Annotated in this window: 17 protein-coding genes and 1 pseudogene; 2 read left to right on the top strand and 16 right to left on the bottom strand. The window is 56.2% G+C overall.

Going from position 1 to position 14,725, the window contains the following annotated elements; all coding sequences use genetic code 11:
- Positions 1-53: 53 nt before the first annotated feature.
- From NZD89_RS01395 to yabG, 3 genes are all read right to left on the bottom strand, one after another.
- Positions 54-239 carry an alpha/beta-type small acid-soluble spore protein gene (locus NZD89_RS01395; protein WP_268006090.1) on the bottom strand — a complete coding sequence of 62 codons (186 nt, stop codon included), beginning with the start codon at positions 237-239 and terminating at the stop codon, positions 54-56.
- Between the two features lie 175 nt (positions 240-414).
- Positions 415-690, bottom strand: coding sequence for a biofilm formation stimulator Veg (gene veg, locus NZD89_RS01390; protein WP_268006089.1), 276 nt, complete (start codon positions 688-690; stop codon positions 415-417).
- A gap of 129 nt (positions 691-819) precedes the next feature.
- Positions 820-1,680, bottom strand: coding sequence for a sporulation peptidase YabG (gene yabG / locus NZD89_RS01385; RefSeq protein WP_268006088.1), 861 nt, complete (start codon positions 1,678-1,680; stop codon positions 820-822).
- A gap of 81 nt (positions 1,681-1,761) precedes the next feature.
- On the opposite strand from yabG, the gene NZD89_RS01380 reads away from it, so the two are divergent.
- Entirely contained in the window at positions 1,762-2,592 is an 831-nt protein-coding gene (locus NZD89_RS01380; RefSeq protein WP_268006087.1) for a glycosyltransferase family protein, read from the top strand.
- 109 nt (positions 2,593-2,701) lie between these two features.
- Here NZD89_RS01380 and NZD89_RS01375 read toward each other — a convergent pair whose 3' ends face one another.
- The 5 genes from NZD89_RS01375 to metG form a co-directional block, all read right to left on the bottom strand.
- Complete coding sequence (locus tag NZD89_RS01375; RefSeq protein ID WP_268006086.1) at positions 2,702-3,214, bottom strand: ribonuclease H-like YkuK family protein; 513 nt, start codon at positions 3,212-3,214, stop codon at positions 2,702-2,704.
- Positions 3,215-3,373: 159 nt separating this feature from the next.
- A complete protein-coding gene (rsmA, locus tag NZD89_RS01370; protein WP_268006085.1) occupies positions 3,374-4,249 on the bottom strand; it encodes a 16S rRNA (adenine(1518)-N(6)/adenine(1519)-N(6))-dimethyltransferase RsmA in 876 nt (291 codons plus the stop codon).
- Positions 4,246-4,827: a ribonuclease M5 gene (rnmV, locus tag NZD89_RS01365; RefSeq protein ID WP_268006084.1), complete on the bottom strand. Its 582-nt coding sequence runs from the start codon at positions 4,825-4,827 to the stop codon at positions 4,246-4,248. The genes rsmA and rnmV overlap by 4 nt, the downstream gene beginning before the upstream one ends.
- The gene (locus tag NZD89_RS01360; RefSeq protein ID WP_268006083.1) at positions 4,817-5,602 is read right to left on the bottom strand and encodes a TatD family hydrolase; all 786 of its coding nucleotides are present in this window, start codon (positions 5,600-5,602) and stop codon (positions 4,817-4,819) included. Before NZD89_RS01360 ends, rnmV begins: the two co-directional genes overlap by 11 nt.
- Entirely contained in the window at positions 5,599-7,566 is a 1,968-nt protein-coding gene (metG, locus tag NZD89_RS01355; protein WP_268006082.1) for a methionine--tRNA ligase, read from the bottom strand. Before metG ends, NZD89_RS01360 begins: the two co-directional genes overlap by 4 nt.
- 813 nt (positions 7,567-8,379) lie before the next feature.
- Here metG and NZD89_RS01350 point away from each other — a divergent pair.
- On the top strand, positions 8,380-8,619 hold the full coding sequence (locus tag NZD89_RS01350; protein WP_021294663.1) for an AbrB/MazE/SpoVT family DNA-binding domain-containing protein: 240 nt from the start codon (positions 8,380-8,382) through the stop codon (positions 8,617-8,619).
- Positions 8,620-8,681: 62 nt separating this feature from the next.
- Here NZD89_RS01350 and rsmI read toward each other — a convergent pair whose 3' ends face one another.
- The 8 genes and pseudogenes from rsmI to NZD89_RS01310 form a co-directional block, all read right to left on the bottom strand.
- Positions 8,682-9,560, bottom strand: coding sequence for a 16S rRNA (cytidine(1402)-2'-O)-methyltransferase (gene rsmI, locus NZD89_RS01345; protein WP_268006081.1), 879 nt, complete (start codon positions 9,558-9,560; stop codon positions 8,682-8,684).
- 108 nt (positions 9,561-9,668) lie between these two features.
- A complete protein-coding gene (locus NZD89_RS01340) occupies positions 9,669-9,977 on the bottom strand; it encodes an initiation-control protein YabA (protein WP_268006080.1) in 309 nt (102 codons plus the stop codon).
- A gap of 39 nt (positions 9,978-10,016) precedes the next feature.
- Positions 10,017-10,655 (bottom strand): annotated as a pseudogene (locus tag NZD89_RS01335) (PSP1 domain-containing protein); the annotation flags it as partial.
- Entirely contained in the window at positions 10,648-11,577 is a 930-nt protein-coding gene (locus tag NZD89_RS01330) for a DNA polymerase III delta subunit-related protein (RefSeq protein ID WP_268006078.1), read from the bottom strand. The gene NZD89_RS01330 and the pseudogene NZD89_RS01335, both read right to left, overlap by 8 nt.
- A gap of 57 nt (positions 11,578-11,634) precedes the next feature.
- Positions 11,635-11,964, bottom strand: a complete 330-nt coding sequence (darA, locus tag NZD89_RS01325; RefSeq protein WP_268006077.1) for a cyclic di-AMP receptor DarA — start codon at positions 11,962-11,964, stop codon at positions 11,635-11,637.
- Positions 11,965-11,974: 10 nt separating this feature from the next.
- Positions 11,975-12,631 (bottom strand): dTMP kinase, encoded by a 657-nt coding sequence (gene tmk / locus NZD89_RS01320; RefSeq protein WP_268006076.1) that lies wholly within the window; start codon positions 12,629-12,631, stop codon positions 11,975-11,977.
- The gene (locus NZD89_RS01315; protein ID WP_268006075.1) at positions 12,628-14,037 is read right to left on the bottom strand and encodes an aminotransferase class I/II-fold pyridoxal phosphate-dependent enzyme; all 1,410 of its coding nucleotides are present in this window, start codon (positions 14,035-14,037) and stop codon (positions 12,628-12,630) included. Before NZD89_RS01315 ends, tmk begins: the two co-directional genes overlap by 4 nt.
- Before the next feature lie 207 nt (positions 14,038-14,244).
- Positions 14,245-14,445, bottom strand: a complete 201-nt coding sequence (locus tag NZD89_RS01310; protein ID WP_268006074.1) for a sigma factor G inhibitor Gin — start codon at positions 14,443-14,445, stop codon at positions 14,245-14,247.
- Positions 14,446-14,725: the final 280 nt, after the last annotated feature.

Raw genomic sequence — 14,725 nt, 5'->3', positions numbered from 1 at the left:
GCGCCACCGGATCTACACAAATGGCTGAGGGCGATGCCCTCAGCCATTTGTCGTCATTCTGTTTGGTTAGATTGCGCCATAGCTCGCTCCGCGATTTCAAGGGCACGTTTCACCATGTTCCCTGCGTCCTTCGCTCGAATGCCACCCCAGCCCTCTTGTGCTATCGTGTCATAAAAGCCAAGATCCTTAGCAAGTTCCACTTTGAATGCCTCTGACATCGTTCCCCGTCTTCTCGCCATGCCGGTTCCCTCCCTGCGACAGTGATGACGACAGGACTAGCATTCGCTCTGCATCCAATCATTACCCTGTCAAACGTTGTCTGCGGGAGGTCGTGGTCACGGTGAAAGGCGCCGAAAAAAATAAAAAGAGGCGTCTCCGCCTCTTCCTCTATCCCATATCCGAAGTTCCGCTCTGTTACTGTTCGACTGCAAACTTAGCAGTATTGCCGTCTTCCGTACAAAGCATGAGCTCTACTGTTTCCGTCAAGACATCCGCATAACTGTACGAAACACGTTCAAACGAACCATCCGGTGGATCTAGCTTGACTACAAACACCGATGGATAAGTCTCTTCCAAGACCCCGAAGCGTTCAACTGTCTTTCTTCTGCCTCCGTTGGCGCGGAGTAGTACGCGTTCGCCGATGAGTCCGTCTAGACTCTTTTTAATATCGTGGAGCGCATTTTTTGCCAACACACACCACCTCTTTCCGTCACTAAGTATAGCACGGGGAAGAGAGGTGTGTCAAGAACGGAAAAACAATTATATCAGCGCATGAATTTTATTGTCAATGGGTATTTTATAAGGTTTACAGACTGTTTTTTAATACGAAGATTTCGGTAATCCCAATCGGTATTTTCCTCGTGATTCCAATCCTCCAATGCCGTCTGTCCCCGTGTACGTCGACTTGACCGCATCGTACAGGTTCACGGTCTCGTGAATGGGTGTAAAGGCGATTTTCTCGGCGATAAAGACGGGATCGAGTGCGTGGATCATGATCCGCTGCGGCGAACTGGCAAAATTCGCTCCCGCGTCCAAAATCCCCTCAAAGTGCGACTGGCAAGCACCGGCGATGATCACGAGGTCATCCATGTTTCGCGCATGTTTCCTGGCGTTTGAGACGGTGCGCACGAAATTCTGCGAGTTGCGGTAGTTCTGAATGTCCGCCCAATCCTTGCCTTTGCGAATCACGCCGTCATGCCCCGTAATAATTAAAATGTCCGGCTCATACTGTTCCAAGAGACTATTGACCAAGCTTGGCATTTGCGCTTCCGACACATGCTGTCCGATAGCCCGGATACCGAGTTCACGATACATTGTCATACATTTTTGCAGATACGTTCCATCACCATCTAAGTGAAGAACCCGACCGGGCCGTTCAAAAAAATCCGGGTTGGCTTGGAAGCGGCTTTCCCGACGCAGTGCGCGCTTTTCGTGCTCCATCGCACGGCGCGACTGGATTAGTCGAAGGCACTCGCCTTCGACCTGGGTGCGAGCGGCTTCGAATTGGCGCAATTCATCGTCACTGACCTTTTCCAGGTCGTCATACGGTGCATCCGCTATGAGTCGAACGTCCAGGCCTTTAATGATGGCCGTTTCTGACGCCTGGTCGACTTCAACGACGACAAAGCAGACGTCCTTCCCGTATGATTTTCGCGTGACTAAGTCGCCTATTCTCCACATGAAACCACCCTCCTCCGAGGCTCATCTGCCCTTACCATATGTCACGTGTTCGCCGTTGTGACAACCGAGGGGTGATTTACTGTGAATATTCCCGTGTTCGCCATCATCGGCGCGCGAAATGAAGCGAGGGACATCGAAAACGTACTTCGTCAATTGGGCCGCGCCGGTATTCAGGGAGCGGTAGTCGTCTGCAACGGGGGCACCGACGATACACTCGCGCGCACGCTCGCGTTCAACGCCCAGTCCCCGTTCCCGGTTGCCACCGTGTTCTTCCACGCTGCGCTTGGCCACGACGTGGCGAGGGCCGTCGGCACGTATGCGCTGTTGCGACGGGTGTCGGCAGCGTGTAAAAGCGCTTATTGCCTGTACCTGGACGCGGACCTGTCCGGATCTTTTGGGCCGATGCTGGCCGATTTTATCGCCTTTGGCACCGCAGAAGACCGTGACGTGACATCGCTCTCGTCCAGTTGCCTTCGCGACGAGGGGATGGCCGGCGCGGCAGCCATTTGGCGAGAGGCCCTGCACCATCAGAAGGCCGTCCCGGAAAGTGCTGTCCCGTTCATGGTCCCACTACTCGTCCACACGCGCCTGTTTCGCCGTGTGTCCCCCCTCCTTCTCGCAAATCCGGGCTGTTGGGTCGCCGTCGTCGCCCGCCTCGAAACGGCCAGCTGGTGCACGTACGACGCCTGGGACAATCGCCTCGTGGGCCACCGTAGCCGCTCACCCGCGCACGCTCGTGCGATGCGCGAGCGCATCGCCTTGGACGGTCGTACCGTCTATTCAATTCTCGGGCATCGCCAATTGCCGCGCACTTCAGTCGCGCCATGTGCGCCGCTCCCAAGCCGCAACCTAGAGGCCTTAGAGCGGTATGCTGCCGCGGCGACGTGGATCATCCCACCCCGTGGCGATTAGCTTCTGTGATGCCATCCCGCGCACCAGGGTTTCCTTCGTAGCCGTGCCGCAGTCCTTCACCAGGCGACGGGAACCTGTACGCCAAGGTCAAGCGTACTGGTCGAATTCGTCAGTGCTTCGTATACCTATCCGCCACCGTGGAAGCCCCATACGAATTCGGCTTAATTCGCGCCTCGTACCCGTTGGCTTCAATCCACGCCACGATTTCACGGATCCACTGTTTTGTTTCCCCGCGTTCACCAATGTCGAGATGGACCTCGATAGGCCAATCCGGGGAGCCTTGTGCGACGGGATAGGTGGAGTCGTGTGTGCCAACTTTGAGGTGTTCCATGAGTTGCCCACTGGTTTGGATGGAGAGTGCGGCTTCTGTAAACATGCGCTGGCGGAGAGAATAGAGGTGTTCATGAACGAATTTGCGTACGAAGTAGCGTGCCCCGTGGCCCGTTTTATGCAGGATGATGGCTGTGGCAAAGGTCGCCGTGGAGCCGTTTCCCTTTAACTGAGAGTCCGTACCAATAATGAGTCGGTATTCAGCACCCGGATTCGCGGCCCGCTCGTGCAAGATGTCGGCGGCTACATCTTCCAGGCTAAGCTGCCCACGCGTTGGACTTTGAAACCTCACGGCACATCCCCCCTCATGCTACCGTTAGTATATTCTAATTCGTCAGAAATAGAGAAACGGGGCTCTGCCGCGACCGTTTTGTCGCTGCCTAGCGGCCGTGCGGTACGGCGGTTCGTGTGCCGTACCGCGGCGACCACGGGGAATCCTGTCCGCGGGCGATTACACTTGTGATAGCGTGAGATATCGGTTTGCAAGCGCTGCGAACTGTTCGATGGACAAGGTCTCCGCGCGTGCCTCGGGGCGCACGCCCGCATCCTCTATCCACGCTTTACACGTGTCTTTTGGTACGCCCATGGCGTTCGAGAGCGCGTTCAACAACGTTTTGCGCCGTGTGGAAAACGCCGCCTTGACGACTCGGAAGAACACTTTCTCGTCCTCCACCGAAACGTCTTGTGGCTGAGTGCAGTCGAGCAGCACGACGGCTGAATCGACTCCTGGCTGTGGCGCGAAGGCACCGGGTGGCACGGTGAACAGTCGCTTTGCACTGGCGCGGTACTGGATGCCGACCGACAGGACCCCATACTCTTTGCCGCCAGGGCCGGCCACCATCCGATCAGCCACCTCTTTTTGCACCATGACGACTGCGCGCTCCAAAGGCAGATTTGCTTCGAGAACCTGAAACAAAATTGGCGTCGTGATGTAATATGGCAGGTTTGCCGCGAAGCACAGTTTGCGATCCCCTGTCAGATCCGGTTGCAAAAGGCCAGCCAAGTCGACGTCGAGCACGTCCGCAAACGTCACCTCGACATTCGGATAAGGCTCTAAGACATCGCGAAGGACGGGGCGAAGCGTCTCGTCCTTCTCAATGGCCACCACTTTCGCGGCACGGCGCGCGAGCTCCACGGTTAAAGCGCCGGCCCCCGGCCCGATTTCGAGCACAAGCGTGTGATCGTCAGGACGGACGGCGTCGGCGATGCGGTCGAGCACGTTTTGGTCGATGAGAAAGTTCTGGCCAAACTGCTTCTTCGTATGAAAGTCGTGCTTCTGCAAGAGATCCCGCATGCGGGGCGAAGTTTCGCGCTCTCCAGCCGTCATTCTGTCTGCAACCTTTCTAACGCGGACTCCCACTCCTCGCGAGTGACGCCGAGTGTGTTCAACTTGTTTAGAAACGCCTTAGCGTTGCCGTATCCGATACCTAGCATGTCCCCGAGTGCCGTCCGGCGCGCTGCGGCCTCCTCGCAACCAAGGAGTCGCGCTTCCAATAAGTCGCTCTGTGTAAACCGTTCCACTGGAGTGGTCGATGGGTGCGACTCACTACGTGACAGGCGGACCTTTAGGATGGCCGCGCGCACGTCCGCCGGGGCCGCGTGCTCCACGCCGAGCCCCTTTGCGCTTTGTGCACGCTTGCGCGGGATGTGTGCGTGCCCGCACCCAGGCACCGCCTGATCGATGCGCCTGCGAATGCGCTCGCCTGCACCATCTGGGTCAGTCAGCACGATGACGCCGCGCGTTCGCACCGCACGCCGTAGCACATCCATCGTGCGCTGCCCAATGCGGTCACCGCCAAGGACGTGAACGTCCGCTTGGACGGCGAGATCGACCACTTGTTTGTCGTGAATCCCTTCGACGACCACGATTTCGTCGACGACAGGGCGCTCGTGCTCATTCACCATACGGCTTCACACCCCGAAACAAGGCGAGTGCATTGGCGGTCGTTTGAGCCGCCAGCACATCGACATCGACACCGCGAACCTGCGCGATTTGCTCCGCAACGAGCCGCACCCGCGCAGGTTCGTTGCGCTTTCCGCGAAACGGGTGCGGGGAGAGGTACGGGCTGTCCGTTTCGATGAGAATGCGGTCGTCCGGAATCTGCGCCGCCACCTCGCGAACGTCTTCGGCCTTCTTGAACGTCACTGGGCCGCCGAAGGAGATATAAAACCCAAGCGCCATGCACTTCTCTGCCACATCCAACGTCTCGTTGAAACAGTGCATGACGCCACCAACCTCTGCCGCCCCGGCGTCGCGAAGCACGTCGACCACGTCCTTGGTCGACTCGCGATTGTGAATGATGATGGGCAGGTCGACTCGTTTCGCCAACTCGATTTGTCTTCGCAAAACGGCCTGTTGCTCCGGTCGCGGCGCGGCGTCCCAGTAGTAGTCAAGCCCGATTTCGCCAATCGCGACGACCTTCTGGTGTGCCGCCAGGCGTTCGACTTCGTCGAAGTCACAGGCGGGTACGTCCTTGGCTGACTCCGGATGAATGCCAACTGCGGCGTACACGCCCTCGTACCGCTCTGCAATGGCGATCGCACGGCGGGCCGTCACGACATCGATCGCAGGGACGACGATGTACTTGACGCCCGCTGCGCGAGCACCTTGAATGACCAAGTCGACGTCATCGGAAAATTGTTCATCCATCAAATGGCAATGGGTGTCGAACAAAGTCACTTGACAATCGCTCCGTTAGGCATCGAGTCAGGGACGGTGGCAAGCGTCAACGTATCGCCCTGTGAGGCCGCGAGAATCATGCCCTGGGACTGCACACCGCGCAATTTCACAGGCTTCAGGTTCGCCACGACGATGACCTTTTTGCCGACGAGCTCTTCCGGCGTAAAGTACTTGGCGATACCAGAGACAATCTGTCGGGTCTCGAAGCCCAGATCTACCTGGAACTGAAGGAGTTTGTCTGCTCCCTCGACTTTTGCAGCCGTCTTGATTTGGCCTACGCGGAGTTCCACCTGGTCGAATGTGTCGATGCCGATCTGCGGTTTACCTGGGTCCTTCGTCTCGTCCTGCGGCTTGGCGCCCACTTCATTGTTCTGTTTTTGCAATTCCTTTGCGCCCGTCATCTCTTCCAATGCTTCAATCTCCTTTTCTACGTCCAGCCGTGGGAACAGCGGTGCCGCTTGTGCGACGCGCTGCCCCGACGGACCATCTCCAAACGCCAAGCGATGCCAAGCAAAGTCATCGTCTGACCAACCGAATTGAGCCTTGATGGTCACTGGCGCATCCGTCATGAACGGCTGAACCACGACGCCAGCGAGCCGGATGGCTTCAACCATGTTGTAGAGCACCGTGTGCAATCGCTCAGTCTGCCCCTCTTTGTGTAACTTCCAAGGCTGACACTCGTCGATATACTTGTTTGCTCGCCGCACGAGGGTCCACAGCTCTGTCAGTGCGACAGAGAACTGCATTTGGTCCATCGCATTCTCCACCGACGACACAGCGGCTTCCGCTACGCTCCTCAGCTCGTCGTCCGCACCGGCGCTCTCGTTCGGGTGCGGGACGACCCCGTCGTTAAACTTCCCGAGCATCGCGACCGTGCGGTGGATGAGGTTGCCGAAGTCGTTGGCGAGATCGTAGTTCAACCGCTCGACCATCGCCTCCGGCGTAAAAATGCCGTCCTGGCCGAAGGGGACCTCGCGGAGTAAAAAGTAACGGAACGCGTCCCGGCCGTAGCGGTCGACGAGTTGCAGCGGATCGATCACGTTCCCCTTCGACTTACTCATCTTTCCACCCTTCGCCAGGAAGAAACCGTGGCCAAACACCTTTTTCGGGAGTGGAAGGTCGAGCGCCATCAGGATGATGGGCCAGTAGATGCTGTGAAAGCGCACGATGTCCTTCCCGACGACGTGCACATCGGCTGGCCAATACTTCTGAAACTTCTCCTGCTGAGCTACGTCGTCCGATCCGTAGCCGATGGCGGTGATGTAGTTCGTGAGCGCATCCAGCCACACGTAGACCACGTGTTTCGGGTCGCTCTTGACGTGGATGCCCCAGTCAAATGAGGTCCGCGACACACACAGGTCTTGGAGGCCTGGTTGGATGAAGTTTTTCAGCATTTCCGTCTTGCGCCCGACCGGCTCGATAAAGCCTGGGTTTTCCTCGTAGTATTGGACCAAGCGGTCGACATACTTACTCATGCGGAAGAAGTACGATTCCTCGCGCACAAACTGCACCTCGCGCCCACACTCCGGACATTTCCCGTCCTTCAGCTCGCGTTCCAGCCAAAACGATTCGTCGGGCGTGCAGTACCAACCCTCGTACTCCGACAGATAGATATCGTCCTTGGCGAGTAGCCTTTCAAAGATCTCGGCGACGACTTTAGTATGGCGGTCCTCCGTCGTCCGAATGAAGTCGTCGTACGAAATATTGAGCTTTTGCCACAATCCTTGAATCCACTCGATGATCGGATCGAGAAACGGTTTTGGCTCGAGACCAGCCTGCGCCGCCCTGGTTTGGATTTTCTGGCCGTGCTCATCGGTCCCCGTCAAAAAGAAGACGTCGTAACCGCGCAGCCGTTTATACCTGGCCATCGCGTCAGCCGCGACGGTGGTGTAGGCATGCCCGATGTGCAGCCTATCGTTCGGGTAGTAAATCGGGGTCGTGATATAAAATGTCGGTTTCCCCATAGAATCAATCACCTTCTTCAACAGGATTGTTCGCCGTTCCCCAGGCTGGATCTATTGACCGCTGCCCCGGACTGCCCTTGACGATAACCGAGAACCTGTCCAGCGGGCGCCTCAAAGGCCCTGAAACGACAAAAAAACCCCGTCCACATTGGGACGAGGGTTACTCGCGGTACCACCCAACTTCGCACCATGTACTCGGTGCCTCGTTCTGAGTGCTGTTGACACTCTGTCCGATAACGGGAACCCCCGTGTGCGTCTAAGAGCGCCAGGCGCCATTCGACACACATCCTCCGGAACCATACTCCCCAGCAGTTCATTACCGGCTTTCACCATCCCGGCTCGCTACAATCGGCAGTCCGCAAATCATCACCTGGGTCGACCAGCCAAACGACACAGCGCCAATGCGCTGACGCCTGGCAGACGAAACACGCCCATCGCGGTCGCATGTCCGCAATCGAGAATTGCAACATCCGACCTATGAAGATTTCCAACAGCCATATCAATGACACTTCTCTGGGTACCATTCCTTCATCGACACGTATTCGCCTACTTTTCGTTCGACTAAGCTCTCATCGCAAGAGTCAAACATAACATGATTATTACCATACATGACGCAACTTACTGTAGTCAATTTTCGTACAAAACTTCCAAATTTAAAACTGTAAGGACTTGCAAAAAATGCGTGATCATTTATATTTAAGTTAATTGAAGTATTTGCATGATGTGATAGAGAAACGTGCTCTCACGCGTGTCAATTTGCTTCTACTAAACACAGAGATACCCACAAATCCGAGAACCGGGGGATGGTACAGTATGAAGTCTACAGGGATTGTACGTAAGGTAGATGAACTAGGGCGTGTCGTAATTCCGATCGAACTGCGTCGCACACTGGGCATCGGTGAAAAAGATGCGTTGGAAATCTACGTCGATGGCGACCGTATCATATTGAAGAAGTATGAGCCTGCATGTATTTTCTGTGGTCAAGCGGATGAGATCATTCACTTTAAAGGCAAGAACATCTGCCCGTCCTGTATCGCTGAAATGAGTTCCTGATCACGAAAGAAGATCACATCAGGCTGGTGCACGGTGCACCAGCCTTTTCTAGCATCTCTCCGTCACGTCTCCTCTGGAGATAGCGTCTCGTTGTACAACGCCCTGCGATTTACCCCGTATTTCTCGGTGGCTGCCTGCACGGCCGACTTGTGTCGTTCACCTGCCGCCACGCGGTCCACCACAAATTTTACCGCTTCTTCCATCTGGTCAGCCGGCGAAACTTCAGCTGTAAGCGAGCCGCGGTTGTCGACGAGGATAACAAACTCTCCGCGCACGCTCTCCTCCTCGCTGTAGAGAACCAACTCGGATAACGTACCGCGTACGAATGTCTCGTACTGCTTTGTCAGTTCTTTGGCTAACACGGCATTCTTGTCGCCGAGTTGTTCGCGCAAGAACAGAAGCGTCGCGTGCAACCGATGAGGTGACTCATACATCACCAGCGTGGCCGGAAGTGGGAGAAACGGCGTGAGCCACTCCTTGGCTCCCTTGGCCGATCTCGGTGGAAATCCAAGATAGACAAACGGCGTCATCGGCAGTCCGCTACCGACCAGCCCAGCCAAGAGGGCACTGGGCCCTGGAACCGGAATCACGGGGATGCCACGCTCGATGGCCGTATCAACAATGATCGCCCCTGGATCCGACAAAAGCGGTGTCCCGGCATCCGACACGAGCGCAATCGATTTGCCCTCGTCCCAGGCGTGTTGCGCAAATCCTTGACGGGATTGCTCGTTGTGCTGATGATAGCTGATGAGTTGCTCTGGATGAATATCGAAGTGCGTCAATAACTTTCGCGTGTGGCGCGTGTCTTCACACGCCACCACGTCGACCGAGCGCAACGTGTCGAGCAATCGGTGACTCACATCCGAAAGGTTCCCTATCGGTGTGCTGCACACGTATAATTTCGGCCCTTCATCCGCATTGTTCCTAACCACGTGAACCATCTGTACCACCGCCTATAAAAAAGCCCGTTCTCTCGAACGGGCTCGTCATGACGTCACAATCGGGGCTCTTACCACACGCGGGTGAAACCCCGTTCGGAAACGCACTGTTTAGGTCTTCTGGATAAACGACAGGCAGAAAAGACATTCTCCCTCAGTGCGCAAGCTCCCATACTTGACATTGCAAATGTGAAAACCTTCTCGATAAATACGTGTTAAGTTGTCTTGAGCTGAACCTGGCCCATGTGCGCTTTGCTTTCCAAGCGATTCTTGTTGGAAGTGCTCATTCTCGCGCTCGAGACGTTGGTTTTCCTCAATCAGATCTTGAATCTTTTGCTTTAACGTGCCTAGTTCTACGTAAAGTTCGCCAATCCGTTCTTCCAAATTGGCCACCTGCACGAATAACGACTGTTTGTCCATGGCCCGTACCGACCCCGCTTACGCCATTGCGTCTTCGCCTTGGTAAGAATCGTTCTCAAATTTCAGGCAACACATCAAACGCCCACATAGGCCCGAAATTTTCGATGGGTTTAACGACAAGCTCTGATCTTTTGCCATGCGAATCGAGACAGGGTCAAATTCCCCCATCCATGTGGAACAGCACAAGAGGCGTCCACACGGCCCGATACCACCCAAGATTTTGGCTTCATCTCGAACGCCGATTTGACGCAATTCAATTCGAACGCGGAACACGCTCGCGAGATCTTTAACGAGTTCTCGGAAATCCACACGGCCCTCCGCCGTGAAGTAAAAAATCAGTTTGTTGCGGTCGAACGTGTACTCCGCATCGACGAGTTTCATCTCCAACGAATGCTTTTCCACCTTCTCGCGGAAGATGATCATGGCTTGACGAGCTCGCGAGCGGTTTTCATCTACCGTCTGCGAGTCCTCCGAGGTCGCTATCCGCATCACTTGCTTGAGCGGCAGCACTACGGAATCCTCCGATACCTCACGCTTGTCCACAACAACTGTTCCGTATTCGACCCCTCTCGCGGTCTCGACGATTACGTGTGCATCCTTGTGTATCGGTAAATCGCCTGGAGCGAAATAATAAATTTTCCCGGCAGGCTTAAAACGAACACCGACAATCTCATACATCCGGTAAAACCTCCCGCAGTCGGATGCACATCTGCTCGAAATTCAGCAGCGTCGCGACGTGGGATTCCAATCGCTGGCGGCTATCGAGTACGATCTCGATGGCGCGCGTCCACTGCTTCACTTCGAGTATGGGAGCGATGCGCTTAATTGAGGCTTCCCAGTCCTGAAAGCGAATGCTCGACTGACCGACACGAGTATGCAAGATGTCACGAAGATATTCGACGAGCAGCGTCAAGCTATCCGCCGGAGATACTTCTTCACAATAGGACTGCCACTGGGCAGCGAGGATGAGCGCTGGACATTTGTCCACCAGCCACATCTGTGTCCATTTTATCATTTTCTCGACAAAACCATCAAACGAATGATTTTCCGCCCCTTGTGTAGCCTCCTCCAACAATGGAACAACCTGGGGGTCGGTGTGTGGAGCCGCTCCGGATTCGGTGATGGTGTAGATGGTGCAGCGTGATCGGATGGTCGAGAGCACCGCCTGCCGCCCGAGCGCAGTGAGAAGTGCAAACACGCCTCTTTGCGGCTCCTCGAGCGTCTTTAAGATGCGATTCGCCGCCACGCCCGTCATGTGATCCGCGCCATACAGGGTATATACCTTTTTACCACTATGGGCGCGCACGGGCAGCCAACGTTGCATCGCTTCGATTTCGCTCGTCTTGATGGCCTGACCGCCTACTTCCAAGAAGTCAGTCTGGACATCCGCGTGGAATTTGATGCATGCACTGCACTGACCGCAAGGGCGAGATTCGCCCTCGCAGAGCAGAACTTGCGCAATATATCTAGCGGCCAGGTTCGTCGCACGGTTCGTTCCAACGAGCAAGGCGGCGTGCGGCATCCTATCGGTCGCGAGCGCGTCCAATATCGAGGCGGGCAGAATCAACGGGTCAGAAGGCGGGATGATGAAGTGGGTCATAGATGAACACACCTTCCGTGGACTCCGATGGTCTTTCGACGATCTCCAACCGATGGATTAGAACTGTTCAAATTGCTCGACGTCGAGCACAAACACGGTCGCTCCGCCAACTTGGACGTTGACCGGATACGGGATGTAAGACTCCATACTCGCACCCATTGGCGACATCGGAGCAACGATTTGCTCGCGCGCTTTACAAGAGTGTTGAATGATTTCCTTGACGTCATCGACCTTGTCGTCGTCGGTACCAATTAAAAATGTGGTGTTGCCTGCGTGGAGAAAGCCGCCCGTCGACGCGAGTTTCGTCGCTCTGATGTTCGCCTTAACGAGGTTCTGGGCCAATTTGGCACTATCCTTGTCCTGCACAACGGCCACTACCAATTTCATCCCGGTCCACCTACCGTTCAAGGTTTTTTGGAGTCTTGATGTATTTCCATACAATATGGTAAATTTCCTGCTCTAGTGCATCCACGGGCAAGCGGGCATCCACCATGTGGATTCGCTCCTGCGCCGCTTGTGCAAGCTTCGCAAAAACGGCTTGGACACGACTAAAATATGCGGCGTCGCGAGCTTCGATGCGGTCCAGTTGGCCCCTGCCACGCGACTGGCAGAGCCTCGTCCGAGCGTCCTCGAGAGGGAGCTCAAACATGATTGTAAGGTCGGGCATCACGCCATGGACCGCGAATTCATTGAGTCCCGCCACAGCCTGTTCGCCGAGGCCGAGCCCGCCTCCTTGGTAGGCGATGGAGGCGTCGACAAACCTGTCGCAGAGGACCACTTTCCCGGCTTGCAGGCTCGGCAGGATGACTTCTTCGACGTGCTGTGCCCGCGAGGCGGCGTACAGCAACGCCTCCGTCCGCGGCGTCATCCCCTGGTTGTCTCTACTCAACAGGAGCGCCCTGATCTCGTCGCCGAGCTTCGTGCCGCCTGGCTCCCTCGTGCACACGACATCCACTCCGGCGGCCTGGAGGGCGCTCGCCAACCGATTGACCTGAGTGGTCTTCCCTGCCCCATCAATGCCCTCAAACGTGATAAATAAACCGCGTTCTCTCACTCTATGACCTCCAACTGCTCTCCATCGTCGATTCCGACCACGACTCCGCCATGCGAAATCCACTCAGTGAGGCAAGCGATTTGCTCTCCAGTGATCTCCTGCCCTGGCCACAGCGCCGCAACGCCAGGCGGATAAGGCGCTACCGGAGCCGCGAGAATACGCCCTTGCGCGTGTGCCAGCGGCACAGACACGCGCTTTCGTTTCGCCACTTCCCGCGGTCGCAAGAGCGTCCTCGTCCGATTCGCGAGCTGGTAGATAGCGTTCACGGGAGCAAGTTCGGAAGGTGCGGCGACCTCATCTTCCCGCCACTGTTGTAAGACGCCGAAGAACCTCTGATATTCGTAATCCGGTTGGGCAAATCCAAAGATGGCGAGGACCCCAAGAGCGTCTGCAAACTCTGTGAAGACACCGCGGGACTGCAACATTTCGTCGAGCTGCCGACTGCGACTAGCCGATCCCGTCGGGATCCACCACCGCATGGGGTCGACAACCAGGTCCAACTCCTTTGCACTCCGGTATCGATGGAGGCGCAAAAGCGTCCTTTCCGCCTCTCGTGGGCCCTCCCCTCGCAGCCACGCCTGGGCACCGTCTAAGGAGGCCAAGAGGAGGTAGGACGGACTGGTGGTTTGGAGGAAGAGAAGCCGCTCCTCGAGCACCCTCTCGTCGACGAGTGTCCCCTTCAAGTGGACCCAAGCAGCCTGCGTCAGACAAGGCAGGGTCTTATGCGGGCTCTGGATAACGACGTCGGCGCCTTCCTGCACACTGTGCCTTGGCAAGGCTTCAACGAGCCCGAAATGCGCTCCGTGCGCCTCGTCGACAATCACCGGCACGCCGTGGCGATGGGCGATGTGGGCCATCTCCTTCACGGGTGCAACCACCCCCTGATAGGTGGGGGACGTCACAAACACCGCCGCTATGTCGTCTTCCTCCGCCAGGACGTCGACCAACTGGCGCAGATCCGGCGGGCCAAAGGTGGAGAGGTCCTCCCGCCAAGGGCTCGGCACAAAGAGTGCCTGTGCGTCCGCATACACCAGCCCTCGCCACGCACTGATGTGGCAGGGGCCGAGCATCAGCACCGTGCCCTTGCCTGTCGACTGAACGCAAGCGGCAATCGCGGCCATGACGCAAGCGGTGGCCCCGTTGACACTATAAAAACAGCGCTGTGAGCCGTAGTGCTCTGCGGTGTATCGTTGAGAGGCGCGAATACACTCGACGGCGTGATGTAGATTGTCGAGCCCTGTTAACTCTGTGGCGTCGAGCTTGGTCGCCTGGCCCAGCCACTGTTGAAGCGGTGCAGGCAGCGCCCGGCCTTGGTGGTGCCCTGGTACGTGAAGCGATACTTTCTCGCGCATGGCGTGCGCGAGAAGTGCGTCGATAATGGGTGTTTCAGGCTGTTGATCCGGCAAAGGATTGTCTTCCTTACTTTTGAATTGATATCTCTCTTATGATAGCGGTGCTCCCCTCGAGCAGGCAACGCCGACATCTCGCAAAGACGTGACAAAGCGGCTGCGAAGAAGCGCGTGACTTCCTCGCAGCCGCTTTGTCGCAACTCTGCCAATGTGCAATCGAGATCTGGTTCACGGCGAACTCGTCTAGGCTGCACAAACGGCACATTAGTGACCCAGCGTCAACGCTGACCACCAAATCCGCTTCATTTCATTCACGTAGTGTTGATAAACTTCGTCTCGGACATCCGAGTGCACGATATCGCGCTCACAGTCGCTACAGATGAATTGACCGCAAATCCGAATGCCATGGTCTTTCCCCTGGTGACAGATGATACACGATGAATTTTCCTTGGGATGGGTTTCCAAACCGGACTCACCTACCTATGACGCTCTACGGAACATTGATAACCTATCTTTTATTTTGACTCTATTTGCTCTTGTCTATACGTGCCTACCAAATTTGATGAATTCCAATCCCCGCGTTATCCGAGTTTGCTGCCACAGCGAGGGCAACCATCGTCAGAATACTGAATATCACGCGTGCCCACCCCCGGTCTTCACATCACCTTATGAGCAAGGCTCGCCATTGTTTCAGGCGCACGCGTGAAGTCCTCCGCCTCGCGGCCAGCCGCTATGCTATAATGCT

Origin of the sequence: Alicyclobacillus fastidiosus (assembly GCF_026651875.1) — a bacterium.
Classification (GTDB): Bacteria; Bacillota; Bacilli; order Alicyclobacillales; family Alicyclobacillaceae; genus Alicyclobacillus; species Alicyclobacillus fastidiosus.
The sequence above is the reverse complement of the archived record's forward strand: the minus strand, read 5'-3'. Positions and strand labels throughout refer to the sequence as shown.

Bases quoted from the DNA above. Each gene is read 5' to 3' on its own strand.
- NZD89_RS01395 (WP_268006090.1), bottom strand. From the start codon at position 239: ATGGCGAGAAGACGGGGAACGATGTCAGAGGCATTCAAAGTGGAACTT.
- yabG (WP_268006088.1), bottom strand. From the start codon at position 1,680: ATGTGGAGAATAGGCGACTTAGTCACGCGAAAATCATACGGGAAGGAC.
- rsmA (WP_268006085.1), bottom strand. From the start codon at position 4,249: ATGACGGCTGGAGAGCGCGAAACTTCGCCCCGCATGCGGGATCTCTTG.
- rnmV (WP_268006084.1), bottom strand. From the start codon at position 4,827: ATGGTGAATGAGCACGAGCGCCCTGTCGTCGACGAAATCGTGGTCGTC.
- metG (WP_268006082.1), bottom strand. From the start codon at position 7,566: ATGGGGAAACCGACATTTTATATCACGACCCCGATTTACTACCCGAAC.
- NZD89_RS01350 (WP_021294663.1), top strand. From the start codon at position 8,380: ATGAAGTCTACAGGGATTGTACGTAAGGTAGATGAACTAGGGCGTGTC.
- rsmI (WP_268006081.1), bottom strand. From the start codon at position 9,560: ATGGTTCACGTGGTTAGGAACAATGCGGATGAAGGGCCGAAATTATAC.
- NZD89_RS01340 (WP_268006080.1), bottom strand. From the start codon at position 9,977: ATGGACAAACAGTCGTTATTCGTGCAGGTGGCCAATTTGGAAGAACGG.
- NZD89_RS01330 (WP_268006078.1), bottom strand. From the start codon at position 11,577: ATGACCCACTTCATCATCCCGCCTTCTGACCCGTTGATTCTGCCCGCC.
- darA (WP_268006077.1), bottom strand. From the start codon at position 11,964: ATGAAATTGGTAGTGGCCGTTGTGCAGGACAAGGATAGTGCCAAATTG.